This is a genomic window from Desulfoplanes sp. (assembly GCF_054921335.1).
In genome coordinates, this window is the sequence record NZ_JBUDSQ010000034.1 from 1 (window position 1) to 15,543 (window position 15,543).

12 protein-coding genes are annotated in these 15,543 nt (G+C 55.1%); 7 read left to right on the forward strand and 5 right to left on the reverse strand.

What is annotated here, in order from left to right:
- Positions 1 to 427 precede the first annotated feature (427 nt).
- The 4 genes from ACY692_RS08805 (at position 428) to ACY692_RS08820 (ending at position 7,191) form a co-directional block, all read left to right on the forward strand.
- Positions 428 to 1,807 carry an aminopeptidase gene (locus ACY692_RS08805; RefSeq protein ID WP_462324985.1) on the forward strand — a complete coding sequence of 460 codons (1,380 nt, stop codon included), beginning with the start codon at positions 428 to 430 and terminating at the stop codon, positions 1,805 to 1,807.
- 319 nt (positions 1,808 to 2,126) lie between these two features.
- Positions 2,127 to 4,031 (forward strand): selenocysteine-specific translation elongation factor, encoded by a 1,905-nt coding sequence (selB, locus tag ACY692_RS08810; protein ID WP_462324986.1) that lies wholly within the window; start codon positions 2,127 to 2,129, stop codon positions 4,029 to 4,031.
- A gap of 384 nt (positions 4,032 to 4,415) precedes the next feature.
- The gene (locus tag ACY692_RS08815) at positions 4,416 to 6,455 is read left to right on the forward strand and encodes a methyl-accepting chemotaxis protein (protein WP_462324987.1); all 2,040 of its coding nucleotides are present in this window, start codon (positions 4,416 to 4,418) and stop codon (positions 6,453 to 6,455) included.
- A 109-nt stretch (positions 6,456 to 6,564) separates the two neighbouring features.
- Positions 6,565 to 7,191, forward strand: a complete 627-nt coding sequence (locus ACY692_RS08820) for an NUDIX hydrolase (protein WP_462324988.1) — start codon at positions 6,565 to 6,567, stop codon at positions 7,189 to 7,191.
- Between the two features lie 54 nt (positions 7,192 to 7,245).
- Here the strand turns inward: ACY692_RS08820 and hypF are convergent, their stop codons facing one another.
- Positions 7,246 to 9,561 (reverse strand): carbamoyltransferase HypF, encoded by a 2,316-nt coding sequence (hypF, locus tag ACY692_RS08825; protein WP_462324989.1) that lies wholly within the window; start codon positions 9,559 to 9,561, stop codon positions 7,246 to 7,248.
- A gap of 300 nt (positions 9,562 to 9,861) precedes the next feature.
- Here hypF and ACY692_RS08830 point away from each other — a divergent pair, with 300 nt between their 5' ends.
- The 3 genes from ACY692_RS08830 to ACY692_RS08840 all read left to right on the forward strand — a co-directional run bounded on the left by ACY692_RS08830 (position 9,862) and on the right by ACY692_RS08840 (position 11,619).
- On the forward strand, positions 9,862 to 10,479 hold the full coding sequence (locus ACY692_RS08830; protein ID WP_462324990.1) for a lysophospholipid acyltransferase family protein: 618 nt from the start codon (positions 9,862 to 9,864) through the stop codon (positions 10,477 to 10,479).
- A 130-nt stretch (positions 10,480 to 10,609) separates the two neighbouring features.
- Positions 10,610 to 11,494, forward strand: a complete 885-nt coding sequence (locus tag ACY692_RS08835) for a lysophospholipid acyltransferase family protein (protein WP_462324991.1) — start codon at positions 10,610 to 10,612, stop codon at positions 11,492 to 11,494.
- On the forward strand, positions 11,467 to 11,619 hold the full coding sequence (locus ACY692_RS08840) for a toxin-antitoxin system HicB family antitoxin (protein WP_462324992.1): 153 nt from the start codon (positions 11,467 to 11,469) through the stop codon (positions 11,617 to 11,619). The genes ACY692_RS08835 and ACY692_RS08840 overlap by 28 nt, the downstream gene beginning before the upstream one ends.
- Positions 11,620 to 11,899: 280 nt before the next feature.
- On the opposite strand, the gene ACY692_RS08845 is transcribed toward ACY692_RS08840, so the two are convergent.
- The 4 genes from ACY692_RS08845 to ACY692_RS08860 all read right to left on the reverse strand — a co-directional run bounded on the left by ACY692_RS08845 (position 11,900) and on the right by ACY692_RS08860 (position 15,475).
- Positions 11,900 to 12,139, reverse strand: coding sequence for a hypothetical protein (locus ACY692_RS08845; RefSeq protein ID WP_462324993.1), 240 nt, complete (start codon positions 12,137 to 12,139; stop codon positions 11,900 to 11,902).
- A gap of 35 nt (positions 12,140 to 12,174) precedes the next feature.
- On the reverse strand, positions 12,175 to 14,196 hold the full coding sequence (locus ACY692_RS08850) for a tetratricopeptide repeat protein (protein WP_462324994.1): 2,022 nt from the start codon (positions 14,194 to 14,196) through the stop codon (positions 12,175 to 12,177).
- Positions 14,197 to 14,497: 301 nt separating this feature from the next.
- Positions 14,498 to 15,139, reverse strand: coding sequence for a fructose-6-phosphate aldolase (gene fsa, locus ACY692_RS08855; RefSeq protein ID WP_462324995.1), 642 nt, complete (start codon positions 15,137 to 15,139; stop codon positions 14,498 to 14,500).
- A gap of 57 nt (positions 15,140 to 15,196) precedes the next feature.
- The gene (locus ACY692_RS08860; protein WP_462324996.1) at positions 15,197 to 15,475 is read right to left on the reverse strand and encodes a transcriptional regulator; all 279 of its coding nucleotides are present in this window, start codon (positions 15,473 to 15,475) and stop codon (positions 15,197 to 15,199) included.
- Positions 15,476 to 15,543 lie beyond the last annotated feature (68 nt).

The window sequence follows — 15,543 nt, forward strand, 5'->3', positions numbered from 1 at the left end:
CGGGAAACGGGAGACGGGAAACGGGAGACGTAGGGGAAGATTCCATATCTGCCCTTCAGGATGCGACTGCAAAAAATGCCCCCATTGCCAGATCCTGAATAATCATGAGATTTAACTACCTGGTTTTGCTTAAAACGTAATAATCTAAAACCTAAAACCGCCTGCAAGAGATACTTTTTGCAGGCACATCCTTCAGTGCTTTCCCAATTTTCTGCCTGTCAGTAAACGCAATACCGAGCAGACGCTCGGCGTTCCCAGGGAAAAAACGGGCGATTCATCGTCCCTGCAGGTGCCCATAGCATAAAGACATTCCATCAGGCAATCTTAATCCTTAGATCATAACCCTTCAAACTTAAACCTTAACCCTTAAATCTTACAACCTGAAACATAAAACCGTAATACAAAAACCGTACCTACGGAGAAAAATATGGAACCAAAAAGGAAATGCGACCCCAAGAGTTGTTGGGAGATATTTGATACCCCCACACACCGCAAGGCCATGGAAGAGATCTGTGAACGGTACAGGGATTTTTTGTCTTCGTGCAAGACGGAACGCGAGGTCGTTGCCTGGGGAATGAAAATTCTCAAAGAAAAGGGGTTTTCCGAGGATTTTGCAAAGGACTTGGTCCTGCGCGACCATCGGGGCAAGACATTGTTCATGGCCCGGAAGGGCAAACGTCCTCTGGCCGAAGGTATCCGTCTGGTCGGATCCCATGCGGACAGTCCCCGGTTGGATTTCAAGCAGCATCCGCTTTATGAAGAGTGCGGAGTCGGTCTGGCAAAAACCCACTATTATGGGGGGATCAAGAAATACCAGTGGTTTTCACGGCCCCTCGCTCTGCATGGTGTGGTTGCCAAGACGAACGGGGAAACCGTGCAGGTTTGCATTGGCGACGATCCGAGCGATCCGGTCTTCGTCATCGCCGATCTTCTTCCCCACCTGTCCCAGAAGCAGGCCGAGAAAAAGGTCAGCGAGGCCTTTGAGGCCGAAAAGATGAATATCTATCTTGGGCACGCCCCCCTTGGCAAAGGGGATGGGAACGAGGAAAATGACAAGGAACCCATCAAGGACCACGTTCTCGAATTGTTGAACCGCAAATACGGGATCGTCGAGGAGGATTTGTACAGTGCCGAAATCCAGGTCGTGCCCGCTGGTGCTGCCCGCGATGTAGGCCTGGATCGTTCCATGATCGGCAGTTACGGCCAGGATGACCGCATCTGTGTGTTCACGTCCATGGAGGCCTTTTTGGCCTCTGAACAGCCCGAATTCACCCAGGTCGTTCTTTTCTGGGACAAAGAGGAGATCGGTTCGGACGGCTCCACCGGGGCCCAATCCCTTTTCTTTGAGTATTGTATGAGAGATTTGATCGACACATGGGAGCCCGGCACCCGATTCCGGCATGTCATGCAGTCAACCAAGGCATTGTCCTCGGACGTTCATGCTGCCTTGGATCCGGATTACCAGGATGTCCACGAAAAGCTGAACGCATCAAAACTCGGGTACGGTCCGGTGTTCTGCAAATTCACCGGGCATAGAGGGAAATATGGGGCCAATGATGCCCATGCCGAATATGTGGCGTGGCTGAGAAAGATCCTCAACCAGGCCGGCATTCCCTGGCAGATGGCCGAGCTGGGCAAGGTTGATCTGGGTGGCGGGGGAACCGTGGCCAAACACCTGGCCATCTACGGCATGGATATCATTGATTTTGGCCCCGGTGTCCTGTCCATGCATAGCCCTTTTGAGATCGCCAGCAAGATGGATATTTACGCTACTGTACAGGCGTACAAGACGTTTTTGAAGCATTAGAAATACGATACAGGATATAGAGACGGGAGAGAGGGGGCACATTCCGGACGTGTCTCCATGGGGGTGGTGGTGTCTTGACGTATGACCACATTTTCGGCCTTCAAGGTCCCGGCCTACGCCGGCATGACTTGGTGGAAAGTTTTCGTGGAGTGTGGCACGTATCAATTGCAGGATAAAAAAATCTTGCTGTCAAACAGAGTAGCTACGGGCTTCCGGGCTGAGCATGAACGGCATGGGCATGGTCTCGCTGTTCCCCATCGTCTATCCTCTATCTTTACATCCTCTATCATTCATATCCTTATGAACCAAGGAGCGTTCCATGCCTGTCATCATGGGCACTGCAGGCCATATAGATCATGGCAAGACCACACTCACCAAGGCGTTGACAGGGACCAACTGCGATCGGTTGGTGGAGGAAAAAAAGCGCGGGATCACTATCGAACTGGGATTTGCCTTTCTGGACCTGGACAGTGACCTCCGCCTGGGGATCATTGATGTCCCGGGGCACGAAAAATTCGTCAAGAACATGGTTGCCGGCGCGGCGGGTATCGATTTCGCGCTTTTGGTCATCGCTGCGGACGAAGGTGTCATGCCCCAGACACGGGAGCATCTGGAGATTTGTGCCCTGCTCGGGATCAAGACCGGTCTGGTCGCCCTCACCAAGACGGATATGGTCGATGAGGAATGGCTCGAGTTGGTCACCGAGGATGTACAATCCTATCTGGAGACCACCTTTTTGAAGGATGCCCCGATCATTCCGGTGTCCGCCCATACCGGCGCGGGGCTCGGAACATTGAAGGGTGAAATCGGTCGGTTGACCCGCGAATTCAAGCCAAAACGCCGGTCGGATCTTTTCCGGCTGCCCGTCGACAGGGTCTTTGTCATGAAGGGATATGGCACGGTCGTCACCGGAACCAGTTTTTCGGGACGGCTCAAGGTCGGGCAGGACCTGGTTCTCTATCCCTCGGGGGTGACGACCAGGGTCAGGGGGCTCCAGGTGCATGGTGATGCCCAGGACGAGACGTTGGCGGGTCTGCGGACGGCCATAAATCTATATGGATTGGAAAAGAGCGAAATCAATCGTGGAGAATTCCTGGCCCCGCCGGATACGCTTTTCCCGAGCCGGGTATGGGATCTGGAGATCACCTGTTTGTCCTCGGCCAGGAAAGGGATCAAACACCGGACACAGGTCCATTTCCATCATGGGACAAAGGAGGTCCTGGCCAGGCTCTATTTTCTGGACAGGGACATCCTCGAACCCGGAGAGACCACGGTCTGTCAGGTCCGGTTCGAGGCTCCCATGGCCGGGGTCTACGGGGACCGATGCATCATCAGGTCGTTTTCCCCCTTGCAGACCATTGCCGGTGCCTCGATCATCAACCCTCTTGGGCGCAAGGTGAAGCGGTTTTCCAAAGATTTGAAGATACTTGAAACCCTTGCGACGTCCGAGGATAATGATCTGGTCATCCACCAGCTCGAACTCGCGGGGACACAGGGGCTCAGTTTTGCCAAATTGCGCATTATGACAGACATCGAGTCCAAGGGACTGGAAAAAATCCTCCAGACGTTGGGGGGGCGTCAGCAGGCCTTTTTGGTGGATAAGGAGCAACGCATCTATGTTTCCGGAGAGTTGATCCTCGGGCTTTGTGATCAGGCCGTCGAACACTTCAAGACATTCCACAGGCACAATCCCATGCGCCCGGGTATCTCCCGTGGTGAGCTCGCCTCCACCTGGGGCAAGGATTTCTCGCAAAAACTTTTCCATTTCATCCTGGAGCGGTTGAACAAACAGGAACGGATCGTGGTGGAACAGGAGCTCCTCCATCTCCCGGGCCACAAGGTTTCCTTGGCATCGGACCAGAGCAAACTGCGCAAGGAACTCACCGCCCTGTACGAAAAAGGGGGCCTGACACCGCCAACCCTCAAGGTGGTTTCGGAAACATTGGAGGTCACCCCCAAGGATATCCTTCCCCTGATGCGGCACCTCGTCGAGGAAAAACGGCTGATCAAGATCAGCGAAGATCTGTATTTCGATACCAAGGCCATTGGGGGCCTCAAAACCATACTCAGCGATTTTTTTGCGACCAAGGACGAACTCACTCCGGCCGATTTCAAGGAATTGACCGGGCTGTCGCGTAAATTCGCTATTCCCTTGCTCGAATTCATGGACAAACAAAAATTCACCGTACGTATCGGGAACAGCCGAAAAATGCGGGGAAAATAGGGAGCAGGGGAGAGCAAAAATCCAAGAGCGACGTTCCCATGGTGCACCAAGGGCAGATATGCGTATCTGTCCTTTTTTTGGCACAAAAAATGGTTAACAACATTGTCGGATTCCATCGTTGGTGGTGGTTTTCATGTAACACATCGTAATCATATATTTATATAGAAAGGAGAGTAAACATGGTGTCAGAATTCTTTCCAATCCGTTACCCCCCCATGGGACATAGTTGTGCATGTGTGAGATGTCTTACATCTTGCGCTGACGTTATAAACATGTCACAAATCCCGCTAAATGTGCTGGTCCCTAGATGTAGCCCCCGGCACGGGATGGGATAAACAGGGGTGTTAACAGTCATCTGGTCCAATGAGTAAGAGGGAGACGAACATGAACAAAGGGATCCATCTATCTTTCCGGGCTCGTGTCATGATCATGATCATCTTGGCGATGGTTGCCGTGAGTGTTGGCACCGTGGTCTCGGTCAGTGTCGAAATGCACAGAATATTGACCAATGAGAACAAGGAGAACATCGCTTCGATCAAAAACATCATCGATGCCCGGGTGACTAAGGTATTGCAGGAAATCGAAGGATACGCCGTGTTGTTGTCCAAGGACAGTCAGGTCGTCCAAGGGTTGGACCAGGACGATACCGCTGGGATGCAGGCGTTCGGGAAGGATATCGTGTCCAGAATGCAACTCGACTTCATCACCCTGGTCGACGCTACAGGCAATGTTGTCGCTCGTGGACATTCCCCCAAACATGGGGACAGCCAATCCGGGAAATATATCGTGCAGGAGGCGCTCAAAGGAAACGTGGCCGTGGGGATCGCCAGGGGGAACGTGATCAAATTTTCCTTCCGGGCCGCAGCTCCGGTGTATGAACGGGATCGGGTGGTCGGGGCGGTTCTCTTGGGGTACAATCTTTCCTCACTCCCCTTTGTCGATGGGATCAAAAAGGATATGGATGTGGAATGTACTGTTTTTGACGGGGACACCCGGATCGCAACAACGATTGTCGATGATTCCGGAAAACGGGTCATCGGCACGGCGTTGACCAACCGAGATATCGCCGACAGGGTCCTTGCCCGGGGCACGAGGTATGAGGGGGAAAATTCCTTGTTCGGTGCCATGTTCGATACCATATATTGGCCCATACGTGATCTCGGTGGGAATATCGAGGGGATGCTTTTTATTGGCAAGGACAGAATTTCCATAGAAAACCATATGCGGTATTTGATCATCTTCCTTGCCGCGGTCATTTTCGGGATCTCCATGCTGGTGGCGGTCCTTACCCTGATCGTTGCCGGCAAGCTGACCAAGCCTGTCAAAACCTGCACGGTCTTTGCCAAAGAGATAGCCCAGGGCAACTTGGATAGTGTCATTGACGTCCATCGTAATGACGATCTGGGTGAACTGGCCGATGCCCTGCAGACCATGGTCGAAAAACTCAAGATTCTTATCAGTGATGCTAAAACGGAGAAGGAGCAGGCACAGCAGGAAAAGGAAAAAGCCGATCAGGCTACACGTGGGGCCCTGGAGGCCAGGGAAGCGGCGGAAAGAGCCAAGGCCGAGGGTATGAGCCAGGCCGCCGGTTCCATCGAGGATGTCGTGGAACGGTTGACTTCGGCATCAGAAGAATTGGCCGCACAGAGCGAACAGGTCACCCAGGGCACCCATCTGCAGAGTAAACGTACCCAGGAAACAGCGACTGCGGTGGATCAGATGAACGCCACTGTCCTTGAGGTGGCCAAAAACGCTTCACACGCATCCGGAGCGTCCGAAGAGGCCAGGGAGAACGCCGTCAGGGGGCAGGAGGTCGTTGTCCGTGCCGTGGAATCCATCAACCAGGTGCAGCAGCAAGTCGTTGGGATGAAAAGCAAGCTGGATAAACTCGGCACCCAGGCCGACGGTATCGGGCAGGTCATGAACGTGATCAGCGATATTGCCGACCAAACCAATCTATTGGCCCTGAACGCCGCTATCGAGGCGGCAAGGGCCGGTGAAGCGGGCAAGGGATTTGCCGTGGTCGCCGATGAGGTCCGTAAACTTGCGGAGAAGACCATGCAGGCGACCAAGGAGGTCGGTCTGGCGGTCAACAGTATCCAAGATGGAACCAATACGAATATCAAGGACATGGATGTCACGGTCCAGGTTGTCACCGGAACCACGGATCTGGCCAACCAAGCCGGAAATGCCCTGAAAGAGATCGTCTCTTCCTCGGAAACCATGTCCCAGCAGATCACTTCCATTGCCACGGCCTCCGAGGAACAATCCGCCGCGAGCGAAGAGATCAGCAGGTCGGTTGAGGATATCAATCGGGTGACCATGGAAACGGCGCAGGGGATGCAGCAAACACTGGATGCCACGACCGAGCTGGCCGGCCTTGCCGGACAATTGGGAAAGATCGTCCAAGATTTCAGGTCCTAGTAACCTTTGACATTTTGCGGGTTTCCAACAACAAAAACCCTTGCGGGACCGTTTGGTCCCCCAAGGGTTTTTTGTTGTACTCGGTTTACGCACACAAAGGAGTTTGATCATGCACGACGATTCCCCCCAATGGCTCAAGTGGGCCCGGACCATCCAAGCGATCAGCCAGATAGGTTTGACCTACAAGAAAAACCACTATGACGAAGAAAATTTTACCCAGCTCATGAACATCGCCGCGGATATGGTCGCCTTCTATACACAACGGTCGCCGGAGGAGCTTGAAAAAAATTTTCTTGCCCAGCCGGGTTATGCAACGGTCAAGGTGGATGTGCGCGGGGCGGTCATCAGGGACGGGAAACTCCTTCTGGTCAAAGAGCGGGCGGATGGGAAATGGACCATGCCCGGGGGATGGGCCGATGTGGGGGAGAGCCCGGCCCAGTCTGTCGCCAGAGAGGTCTGGGAAGAGAGTGGATTTGAGGTAGAACCGGTCAAGGTCATTGCGGTGCTCGACGCCAACCGTCTGGGACGCCCGATGGAGTTCTACCATGCCTTCAAGATCATTTTTCTGTGTGAAATACTCGGGGGAGAAGCCACTATCAGCGAGGAAACCTCGGAAGTGGGGTTTTTTGATCCGGATTCCCTGCCCGAGCTCTCGGTCAATCGGACCAGCCCGGAGCACATTGCGGAGATCAGACGACATGTGCAGGATGCATCGCGACCGACCGCCTTTGATTGAGGAGCAAATCCGGTCGGTCTCCCAGAATCGGGAGCGCGGGCGGCCCGCTTCCATCTACCCCTGCTGTTTGAGCCGCCCCCGTCCATACACGGCCTGCCCCAGGGAGATGCAACCGTCATTGGGGGGCAGATGGGTGTGCACGAGCACGTTCAGCCCCACTTTTTCCAGGAGTGGTGGCAGTTCCAAACTCAGGGTCCGGTTCTGCATGACCCCGCCGCTCAGGCCGATGGTATCCATGCCGAGTCGTCTGGCCCCTTGTTCGGCCCATGCGGCCAACCCGTGCATCAAACCGAGATGGAACCTACGGCTGACGATTCCAGGACTCGTCCCCCTGTCCCAATCCTCGACAACCTGGGCAAACAGATCCCGGGTGCCCAGCACCAGCATTCCTTCTTCTTCGCGGACCCTACATGCGTATCGCGAGTCCGCGGACATGTCCTGTACCGCTTCCAGCACGATGGCCGCCTGTCCTTCGTAGGCAATGGTCAGTTTGAGACCGAGCAGGGCGGCCACCCCATCGAACAATCTGCCGCAGCTCGATGAGACCGGTGCATTGATATTCTTCGCCAGCATTTGGGGAATGAACCGGTCCTGACTTGCGAATTTTTCCAGCCAGGGCCACGGTTTTTTCCCGGGGACGTCCATTCCCAGATCGGTGAGCATACTCCGGGCGATGCGCCAGGGTTCCTTGATGGCCGCCTCACCGCCGGGCAAACGCGCATGATCGAAACGTCCCATCCGGATGTGTTCCAATGTCTGCGTATCCACTCCGAGAAGTTCCCCCCCCCACAACGTACCGTCATCTCCCAGCCCCGTGCCATCGAGGGCCATCCCCAGCGCCCGTCCCTGAAAACGGTTTTCTGCCAGGACGGAATGGATGTGGGCAAAATGGTGCTGCAGGGTGTACACAGGGATATCCCGGTACTCGTCGGCAAAACGCGATGACAGGTAATCGGGATGCAGATCCCGGACAACCGCCCCCGGCACGACCTGGAGGATGCCCTGAAGGTGGGCGGCTATCTCCTTGAAAAATTCGAAGGTTTCCAGGTTCTCCATGTCCCCGATGTGTTGGGAGACAACGGCCTGGTTTTCCTTGGTCAAGCAGAGGGTGTTCTTGAGTTCGGGACCGACACCGAGAACGCATTCCCCGTTTTCGGCCAGAAAAATCGGTCCGGGCGTGTACCCCCTGGCCCGGCGCATGAACTGGAAACCGTCCACATTGTTCCGGACCACGGAATCATCGCACCGAATGAGGATGTCCCTATTGTGGAGCAAAAAAAGATCGGCAATGGTTCCCAACCGGGCCAGGGCTTCCCGGTTGCCCAGACAGATGGGCTCGGAGCTGAGGTTGCCCGAGGTCATGACCAGGGCCGGGACCCGATCCGTGCCGCACAATCCCGCATAATGGCGCAAAAGAATGTGGTGCAGGGGCGTGTACGGGAGCATGACGCCCAAAAAATCCGTATCCGTGGAAAGCCCATTGGCCAGGCCTGACAGGGATTTCCGGGGCATGACCACAATGGGCCGAATATGGCCGGTGAGCAGTTCCGTGTCCCTCTCTGTCACCTCGCAAACGGCTCGGGCCGTCTCCAAATCCGGCACCATGACCGCCAGGGGTTTGCCCCAGCGATTCTTGCGGGTTTTTAATCGCTCGACAGCAATTTCGCTGCTTCCGTCACAGGCCAGGTGGAATCCGCCAAGCCCCTTGATGGCCACGATCTTACCCTCAAACAATGTTCGGGCCGTGGCCCCGATGGCCTGGTCGTCCGGGCAGATGCGGTCCTCGACCCCGTCGGTCAGCCATACCTTGGGCCCGCATCCAGTGCAGGCATTGGGCTGGGCATGGAAACGCCGGTTCAGGGGATCGCGGTATTCCCTATCACAATCCGGACACAGGGGGAAACAGGCCATGGAGGTCTTGTCCCGGTCATAGGGAATGGACCGGGTGATGGTGTATCTGGGGCCGCAATTGGTGCAATTGGTGAAGGGATAGAGATAGCGGCGGTTGCCGGGATCGAAGATATCGTCAATACAATCGGCACAGGTGGCAACGTCCGGGGAGATGAGCACATGGTGGCCCTCACCCTGGGTGCTCTCAAGGATGACGAATTCCTGGTCATCCTGCAGGGGGGCGATTTCCTCGCGCTCGCAGGAGACGATCTTGGCAAGGGGAGGCAGACGGTTTTCCAGCCCCTCCTCGAACAGGGGGATGGAGGCAGGATCACCCTGGATCTCGATGATCACCCCTTCCGGGGCGTTGAGGACAGACCCTGCAAGGCCGGATTCATGGGCCAGACAATAGATGAACGGGCGGAATCCCACCCCCTGGACCTGGCCGGTGATGGTCAGACGGATGCGTTGTGTGGACATGGTGGAATGTTTTCCTGGTAATGTTGCATCATACAAACGGTTTGGATACCGATCAAAACAAAGCAAAGAGAATTGACACCTAGTGCGTCCGGCAGGCAAAGGCAAATGGTTTGACCTTTCCTCGTCGCGCCCCTAGAAATACCCGTTTTCGACCAAAGCATATCCCCCGGTTTCTGCCGCAAGGATTGTTTTCTCTCATCTCCCGGGGCTCGAGAAAACGGGCGATTCATGGATCGCCCCTACGGCATGGTGGGCCGAGGACAAGCGGATGCTGTCCTCTCACAACCATCAAGGACATTTATGCAACTCTATCATCTCGCCCCTGTGGTTTCCGGGCTTTTCAGACTCTGGGGAAGCACATTGCGATTCTCCCGCGTCAATTATCAGGCCATGACATCCATGGAAGAGCAGGGGCAATCCATGATCTTTGCCCTATGGCATGACGAGCTTTTTCCTCTGACCTATCTGCACAGAAACGAGGGGGTGGTCGCTGTGGTCAGCAGCAGCAAGGACGGGGAAATTCTGGCAAAGGTCATGGAACGTCTGGGATACGGCACTGTGCGGGGGTCGAGTTCCCGCAAAGGGCTCAAGGCCCTGTTGGCGGCCCTGAAGGAGGTGCGCACCGGGGGACGGAATGTGGTCCTGACGGTGGACGGCCCCCGGGGCCCCCGGCATCAGGCCAAGCCCGGGGCCATTTTTCTGGCCTCCAAGGCGCAGGTGCCCATCATGCCGGTGAGGATACGGATCAGCCGGGCTAAGGTGTTCCACAAGGCATGGGATAAATTCCAATTGCCGCTCCCCCTGGCCCGGTGCGAGGCCGTCTATGGCGAGCCGTATATGGTCCCTGAAACATTGAACGCGTCAACCATGGCCGGCGAAGAGGAACGGTTGACCGCCACATTGGAATCATTGGTTTGACAGCATATGCTTCTGACGCCCGATCAACCGTCCCCTCCGGGAAGTGGGATAATCATGGACGGCAACGGATGGTATCCGGATGATTGTCCGGTGTTCGCATCCAGGATTTTGTATATGGGAGAGTTAATCCATGCGTGATCTTATCTATACGGCTATAGGCGCCGCCTTTTCCCGGATGTCCCCTTCGGGGGTCGAACGATTTGGTAGGGGGGTGGGGCGGCTGTTCTGGCACCTTTTGCCCGCTCGACGTGCCATGGCCATTTCCACCATCCGGGAACGGTTGCAGGTTTCCCGAGGCCAGGCACGGGATATTGCGCGTGCCAGTTTCACCCATGCGGCCCAGGCCTTTGGGGAGATTTTTTTGACCCGGCAGATGGATCCTGCGTTCATGCGTGATCATATCGAAATTTCTGCCACGGTCCGCAATCGATTGGACCGGGTTTTCTCCCAGAATCGTCCGGTCGTCGTGGTCACGGGGCATATGGGAAGCTGGGAACTGCTGGGGGGGCTTTGTCGGCTCATTGTGCCGGAGACACCCTGCCAGGTTGTTGTCAGACTTCCCAAGGACAAGGCTTTGGCCGAACTCATGCTGCGCCTGCGGAGTGTGGGGCATCTCCAGGTTCTTGCCCACCGCAATGCCGCCCGTAACGTGCTCAGGTGCCTGAAAAAAAACGGCATGACCGCCTTTTTGGTGGACCACAACTGCTCCCGGGACGAGGCCGTGTTTCTGCCCTTTCTCGGCAGGATGGCTGCCGTGAACATGGGGCCGGCCCTGCTCGCCCTGCGCTCCAAAGCGCTCGTGCTGCCGGTGTTTCTGCTCCGCAAAAAGGGAACGATGTACAGGCTTGCAGTGGAAGAGTCACTTGATACGGCAACGCTCGAAGGCACACGGGATGAAAACATTCGGGCCATTGCCGATTTCTACACCCGAGCCGTGGAAAGGGTGGTCCAGAAGTATCCCGAGCAGTGGTTCTGGATGCACAAGCGGTGGAAAACCAGACCGGAAAGCCATTGAGAGGATTTTTTTCTGTAAGAATTTCTCCAGAGTTGTACAGGAAAGCAGCTTTGGCAGCTACTATTCAAGGAACAAGTCCCAACAAGCTGGTTGAGGACGCGTTGGATAAGGCGATAGAAAGGTAGCTATTCTCCCTGAATTTGTCCCAAACAAAAAGAGCTTTGGCATTTGGTCAAAGCTCTTTTTGTTTGGGTATGGTAATACCATTTTTACTAAGTTCTAACCGAAGAAAAGTGGCTGGAAGCCGCTTCTCCCCTGACATGCCATGGACTCAGAACAAAGTGGAAATGGTATAACTATTCAGCACGATAACTCGGCATGAGGCTGTGGCGTTTCCGGAAGGGAAAAAAAGGATCGGGCTATTGGTGGCTGAATAGTTACTGTGTCCGAATGCAATTTTTTGCATCACCCTTCGTTCTTCCTAAATAACTCCGTAATCACCCCTCCGTCTTCGGGCGCGGCCTCCGTGTCCAGATCCTTGGCCTTGCCGGAGCATTCGAATCCGTCACCGACCGGTTTGATGAACCCGGCGGACAGGATGGTCGAGTAGGGGATCTGTCTGCGGAGTTCGTCGTGGGCTATGCGGTTGGGGAAGATGATGGGCAGGGGTTTGCCGGAAAAATCTTCGAACATGATGTATTTCATGGGACCTCCTTGTTGATGCAGCCCGGTACTCCATTTTAGAAAAGGGGCATGGGCAGGGTCTGCTTATTTTTTTTCATATCCGCACTCACCGAGGCGATGCGGGTCCTGGCGGCCTCTTTCTGGCTTTTGCGGTCGGATTGTTTGAGTACGGTTGTGTACAGCCGTTTGGCGGTCTCGAAGTCCCGGCGTTTTTCATAGATGAGGCCTGCCCGGTACATGGCCGTGACCGCCCATATATTTTGCTCGGGGTAACTCCAGGCAAGGCGGAGATAATAGGCAAGGGCCTCTTGCATCCTGCCCCGGGATTGAGCGCCCTCGCCGAGCCAGAACAGGATCTCTGCACGGATGGGTTCTTTGAGGGTTGCCCGGCGTTGCCATAGGGATTCAAGGATCTGCTGCGCCCATCCCCATTGGCGTTTCTGCTGGCCCAGAAGGGCGAGCTTGAGCTGCTTTTCCGGGGGGATGCGCCCGGGCCGCTCCTCCATCAGGATGGCATAGTCCTTGAGCGCGGCGTCCTCATACCCGAGTTCCATCTCCATGCCCGCCCTGGCCAGAAGAAATTCTATGCGGTCGGATGCATCCAGATCTTTGGTTTGGATTTTTTGCAGATAGGACCAGGCCAGATTCTGGTGCCCAGCCCTGTTCGCCTTGCGGGCCAGAAAAAGCAGCCCTTTTTGCGCGGCCGGTGCCTGGGGATAGAGAAAGGCCAGATGGGTCGCCGCGGCATGGTCGGGCTGTGCGGCCATGCTTCCGGCCAGTTTGCCATATCCCATGAGGTAATCCAGGGGGTATTCCTCGGTTGGTTCCGGTTGATGCCAAAACTCCGCGACCACACCGCCGTCCGGGGCAACCTTGGCCGCGGACAGAAGATAGCGCGCCAGAATAGCCTCGGAAATCTTTTCAGGCATGGAGGGATGACCGCCAAGAATCATGTAGGCCAGTTGCAGGAGCAGGGGAGGGGGCTGTTCCCGACCCGTGAGTTTGTCCCAATGGTGTTCGAGGGGCTGGACTGCTCCCTGTTCGAGTTTGAGGGCAAATGCACAGACATCAAGGGCCTTGCGGATGGATGCCGGAAGAAACAGGGATTCCTGTTCCGTGGTAACCATTCGCAGAGCCTGGGCGGTATCCAGGGATTGGATTTTTTGGGCAAAGGACGGCCAAGAGGGGGTTTCCGGGGGAATGAGCACCCACTTGGTGATCATTCGGATGTCCGGCGAAAACAGGGTGAAAAAATCGTCACGTCCGGATTGTTCCAAGGCGTCCTGGCCTGCGCTATTGGACGGACGCCCCACAAGGGCTGCGAAACGGTCCCAAAATGTGGATACGTGGGGATCTGACACCTGATCGAGAAAGCCGTCCCCCTGTTCCCAAAACCCCAGGGACCAGGCGGCAAGGGTCCTGCCGATGAGTTCCCTGTCCGGTTCTATGGACAGGGACCGGGATGGTGCCGGTGGGAATAATCCCCTGATGTCGGAAAAAATGGGACCGACGCGGGGCCAGAATGGATTGTCCGGCCAGACCGATCCTCCCAGTTCAAGCATCTGGGCCATTGTTGACTGTCTGGTCTCAAAGAGTACGGGGTCTTGGGTGAAAAAAGATTCCCAGAACCATTGTTTCCAGACATCCTCAAACAGGAGGCCAAGCCCCTGTTCCGCCCCCATGGTCCCACGCATTGATCCTGGATCGCTCGATTGTGCAAATGCAAGCCAATTGAAGATGCAGGCCTGATAATCCCCGACAAGCCTGTTCGCCCGGGCCAGAAGCAGCAGCCGTCTGTTTTCCAGGACCGGATCGCTCAACGGGGTTGCAAGCAGGGAGACGACCTTTTTCGGTTTGTCCAGCCGGAGCAGGGTTTCTCCCCGGGCAAGGATGTTGTCCGGGCTGTTTGGCTGGATGGACAATTCTTTTTCATAAACATCCCAGGCCTGATAATGCTCCAGCCAATCGGTGAAGGTCCGGTCCGAGGAATTTTTCCCGGCCGCCCATGTCGGGCCACAGAGCATGACGCAGAGCAAGAGCGTCATGGGGCTATATATACTGATGCGGTGTCTTGACATAAAATTTTTCGTCCTAAAAAACGTGTAGCATTAGGTGACCGTCATGCGCGACAAGGGCCGGGATCTCCATGGAAATGGGCGGAGACCCGGCTCAAGAGCAACGTCAAACCCAGGGAGATCCCGGATCAGGTCGGTGGTAGAATATTCTTTCCAAAGGGAGAGACTGGGCATGCCTTGTTCCAACAAAGACACGGATCGACAATTTCCAGCACCAGACAGAATGTCTAATAATCTGACGGGAATAAAAGTTTACATAATTATCATTATGGGACATTTGGCCATCCGTGACTATCCAATGTCCCTATTTCTTTTTTTCCCAATCCGCCAAAAACGTTTTGAGTCCCTTGTCGGTCAAGGGATGGGCAGCGAGCTGGTTAATGACCTTGAACGGGATGGTCGCTATCTGGGCACCGAGCATGGCCGATTCCAGCACATGGGTCGCACCGCGCACGCTGGCAACGATCACCTCGGTATCAAACATATAATTGTCATAGATGGTCAGGATCTGGGAAACCAGTTCCATCCCTTCGTGTCCCACGTCGTCCAGTCTGCCCACAAACGGGCTCACGTAATCAGCACCGGCCTTGGCCGCGATGAGTGCCTGCAGGGGGGAAAAAATCAGGGTTACATTGGTGGGTATGTCCATGGCGCTCAGTTCGTGGACCGCCTTGATACCCTCCATGGTCATGGGGATCTTGACCACTACGTTGGGACCGAAACCGACCAGGTCCTTTGCTTCCCTGATCATGTTTTCGGCATCCTGGGCGATGACTTCGAGGCTGACCGGCCCTTCCACCTCTTTGCAGATGGTCGCGGCAACATCGCGCCAATCATTCGCCTCCTTGGCCATGAGACTCGGATTGGTGGTGACTCCGTTGACCATGCCCAGCTTCTTGGCGTTGCGTATTTCTTCTATGTTGGCGGTATCGATGAAAAATTTCATGGTTCCTCCCGTGCTTGCGTTACCAATGGTCCAGTCAATGACGGCCCACCGGTCCGTTTATTTGACGGACTTGGGATCCTTGCCGGCCTGGAGTTCGTCCACATACTTGTCCCGACATTCATAACTGCAAAAACAATGCACCTCATTGCCGTTTTTGACCCGAATGTCCGTATCTTTGGGCACATAGGTTCCGCAGATAGGATCCTTGACCATGACCCCGTCAGAAGCCAGGTCTTTCTTTTGCTTGGTCAGCGTCTCTTTTTTCTTTTTTTTGTCACCGGTCAGCAATTTGAAAAGAATGAATCCTGCAACGATAAAAATAGCGATTTTGAGCATAGTAGTTCCTTTATTCAAGTAAAACCGGAATATTATGTTACGGGGACAACGACATATAACCATTCTGC

Coding starts and splice junctions, on each gene's coding strand:
- ACY692_RS08845 (WP_462324993.1), bottom strand. CDS start 12,139: ATGAAATACATCATGTTCGAAGATTTTTCCGGCAAACCCCTGCCCATC.
- selB (WP_462324986.1), top strand. CDS start 2,127: ATGCCTGTCATCATGGGCACTGCAGGCCATATAGATCATGGCAAGACC.
- ACY692_RS08835 (WP_462324991.1), top strand. CDS start 10,610: ATGCGTGATCTTATCTATACGGCTATAGGCGCCGCCTTTTCCCGGATG.
- ACY692_RS08815 (WP_462324987.1), top strand. CDS start 4,416: ATGAACAAAGGGATCCATCTATCTTTCCGGGCTCGTGTCATGATCATG.
- hypF (WP_462324989.1), bottom strand. CDS start 9,561: ATGTCCACACAACGCATCCGTCTGACCATCACCGGCCAGGTCCAGGGG.
- ACY692_RS08820 (WP_462324988.1), top strand. CDS start 6,565: ATGCACGACGATTCCCCCCAATGGCTCAAGTGGGCCCGGACCATCCAA.
- ACY692_RS08850 (WP_462324994.1), bottom strand. CDS start 14,196: ATGTCAAGACACCGCATCAGTATATATAGCCCCATGACGCTCTTGCTC.
- fsa (WP_462324995.1), bottom strand. CDS start 15,139: ATGAAATTTTTCATCGATACCGCCAACATAGAAGAAATACGCAACGCC.
- ACY692_RS08860 (WP_462324996.1), bottom strand. CDS start 15,475: ATGCTCAAAATCGCTATTTTTATCGTTGCAGGATTCATTCTTTTCAAA.
- ACY692_RS08805 (WP_462324985.1), top strand. CDS start 428: ATGGAACCAAAAAGGAAATGCGACCCCAAGAGTTGTTGGGAGATATTT.
- ACY692_RS08830 (WP_462324990.1), top strand. CDS start 9,862: ATGCAACTCTATCATCTCGCCCCTGTGGTTTCCGGGCTTTTCAGACTC.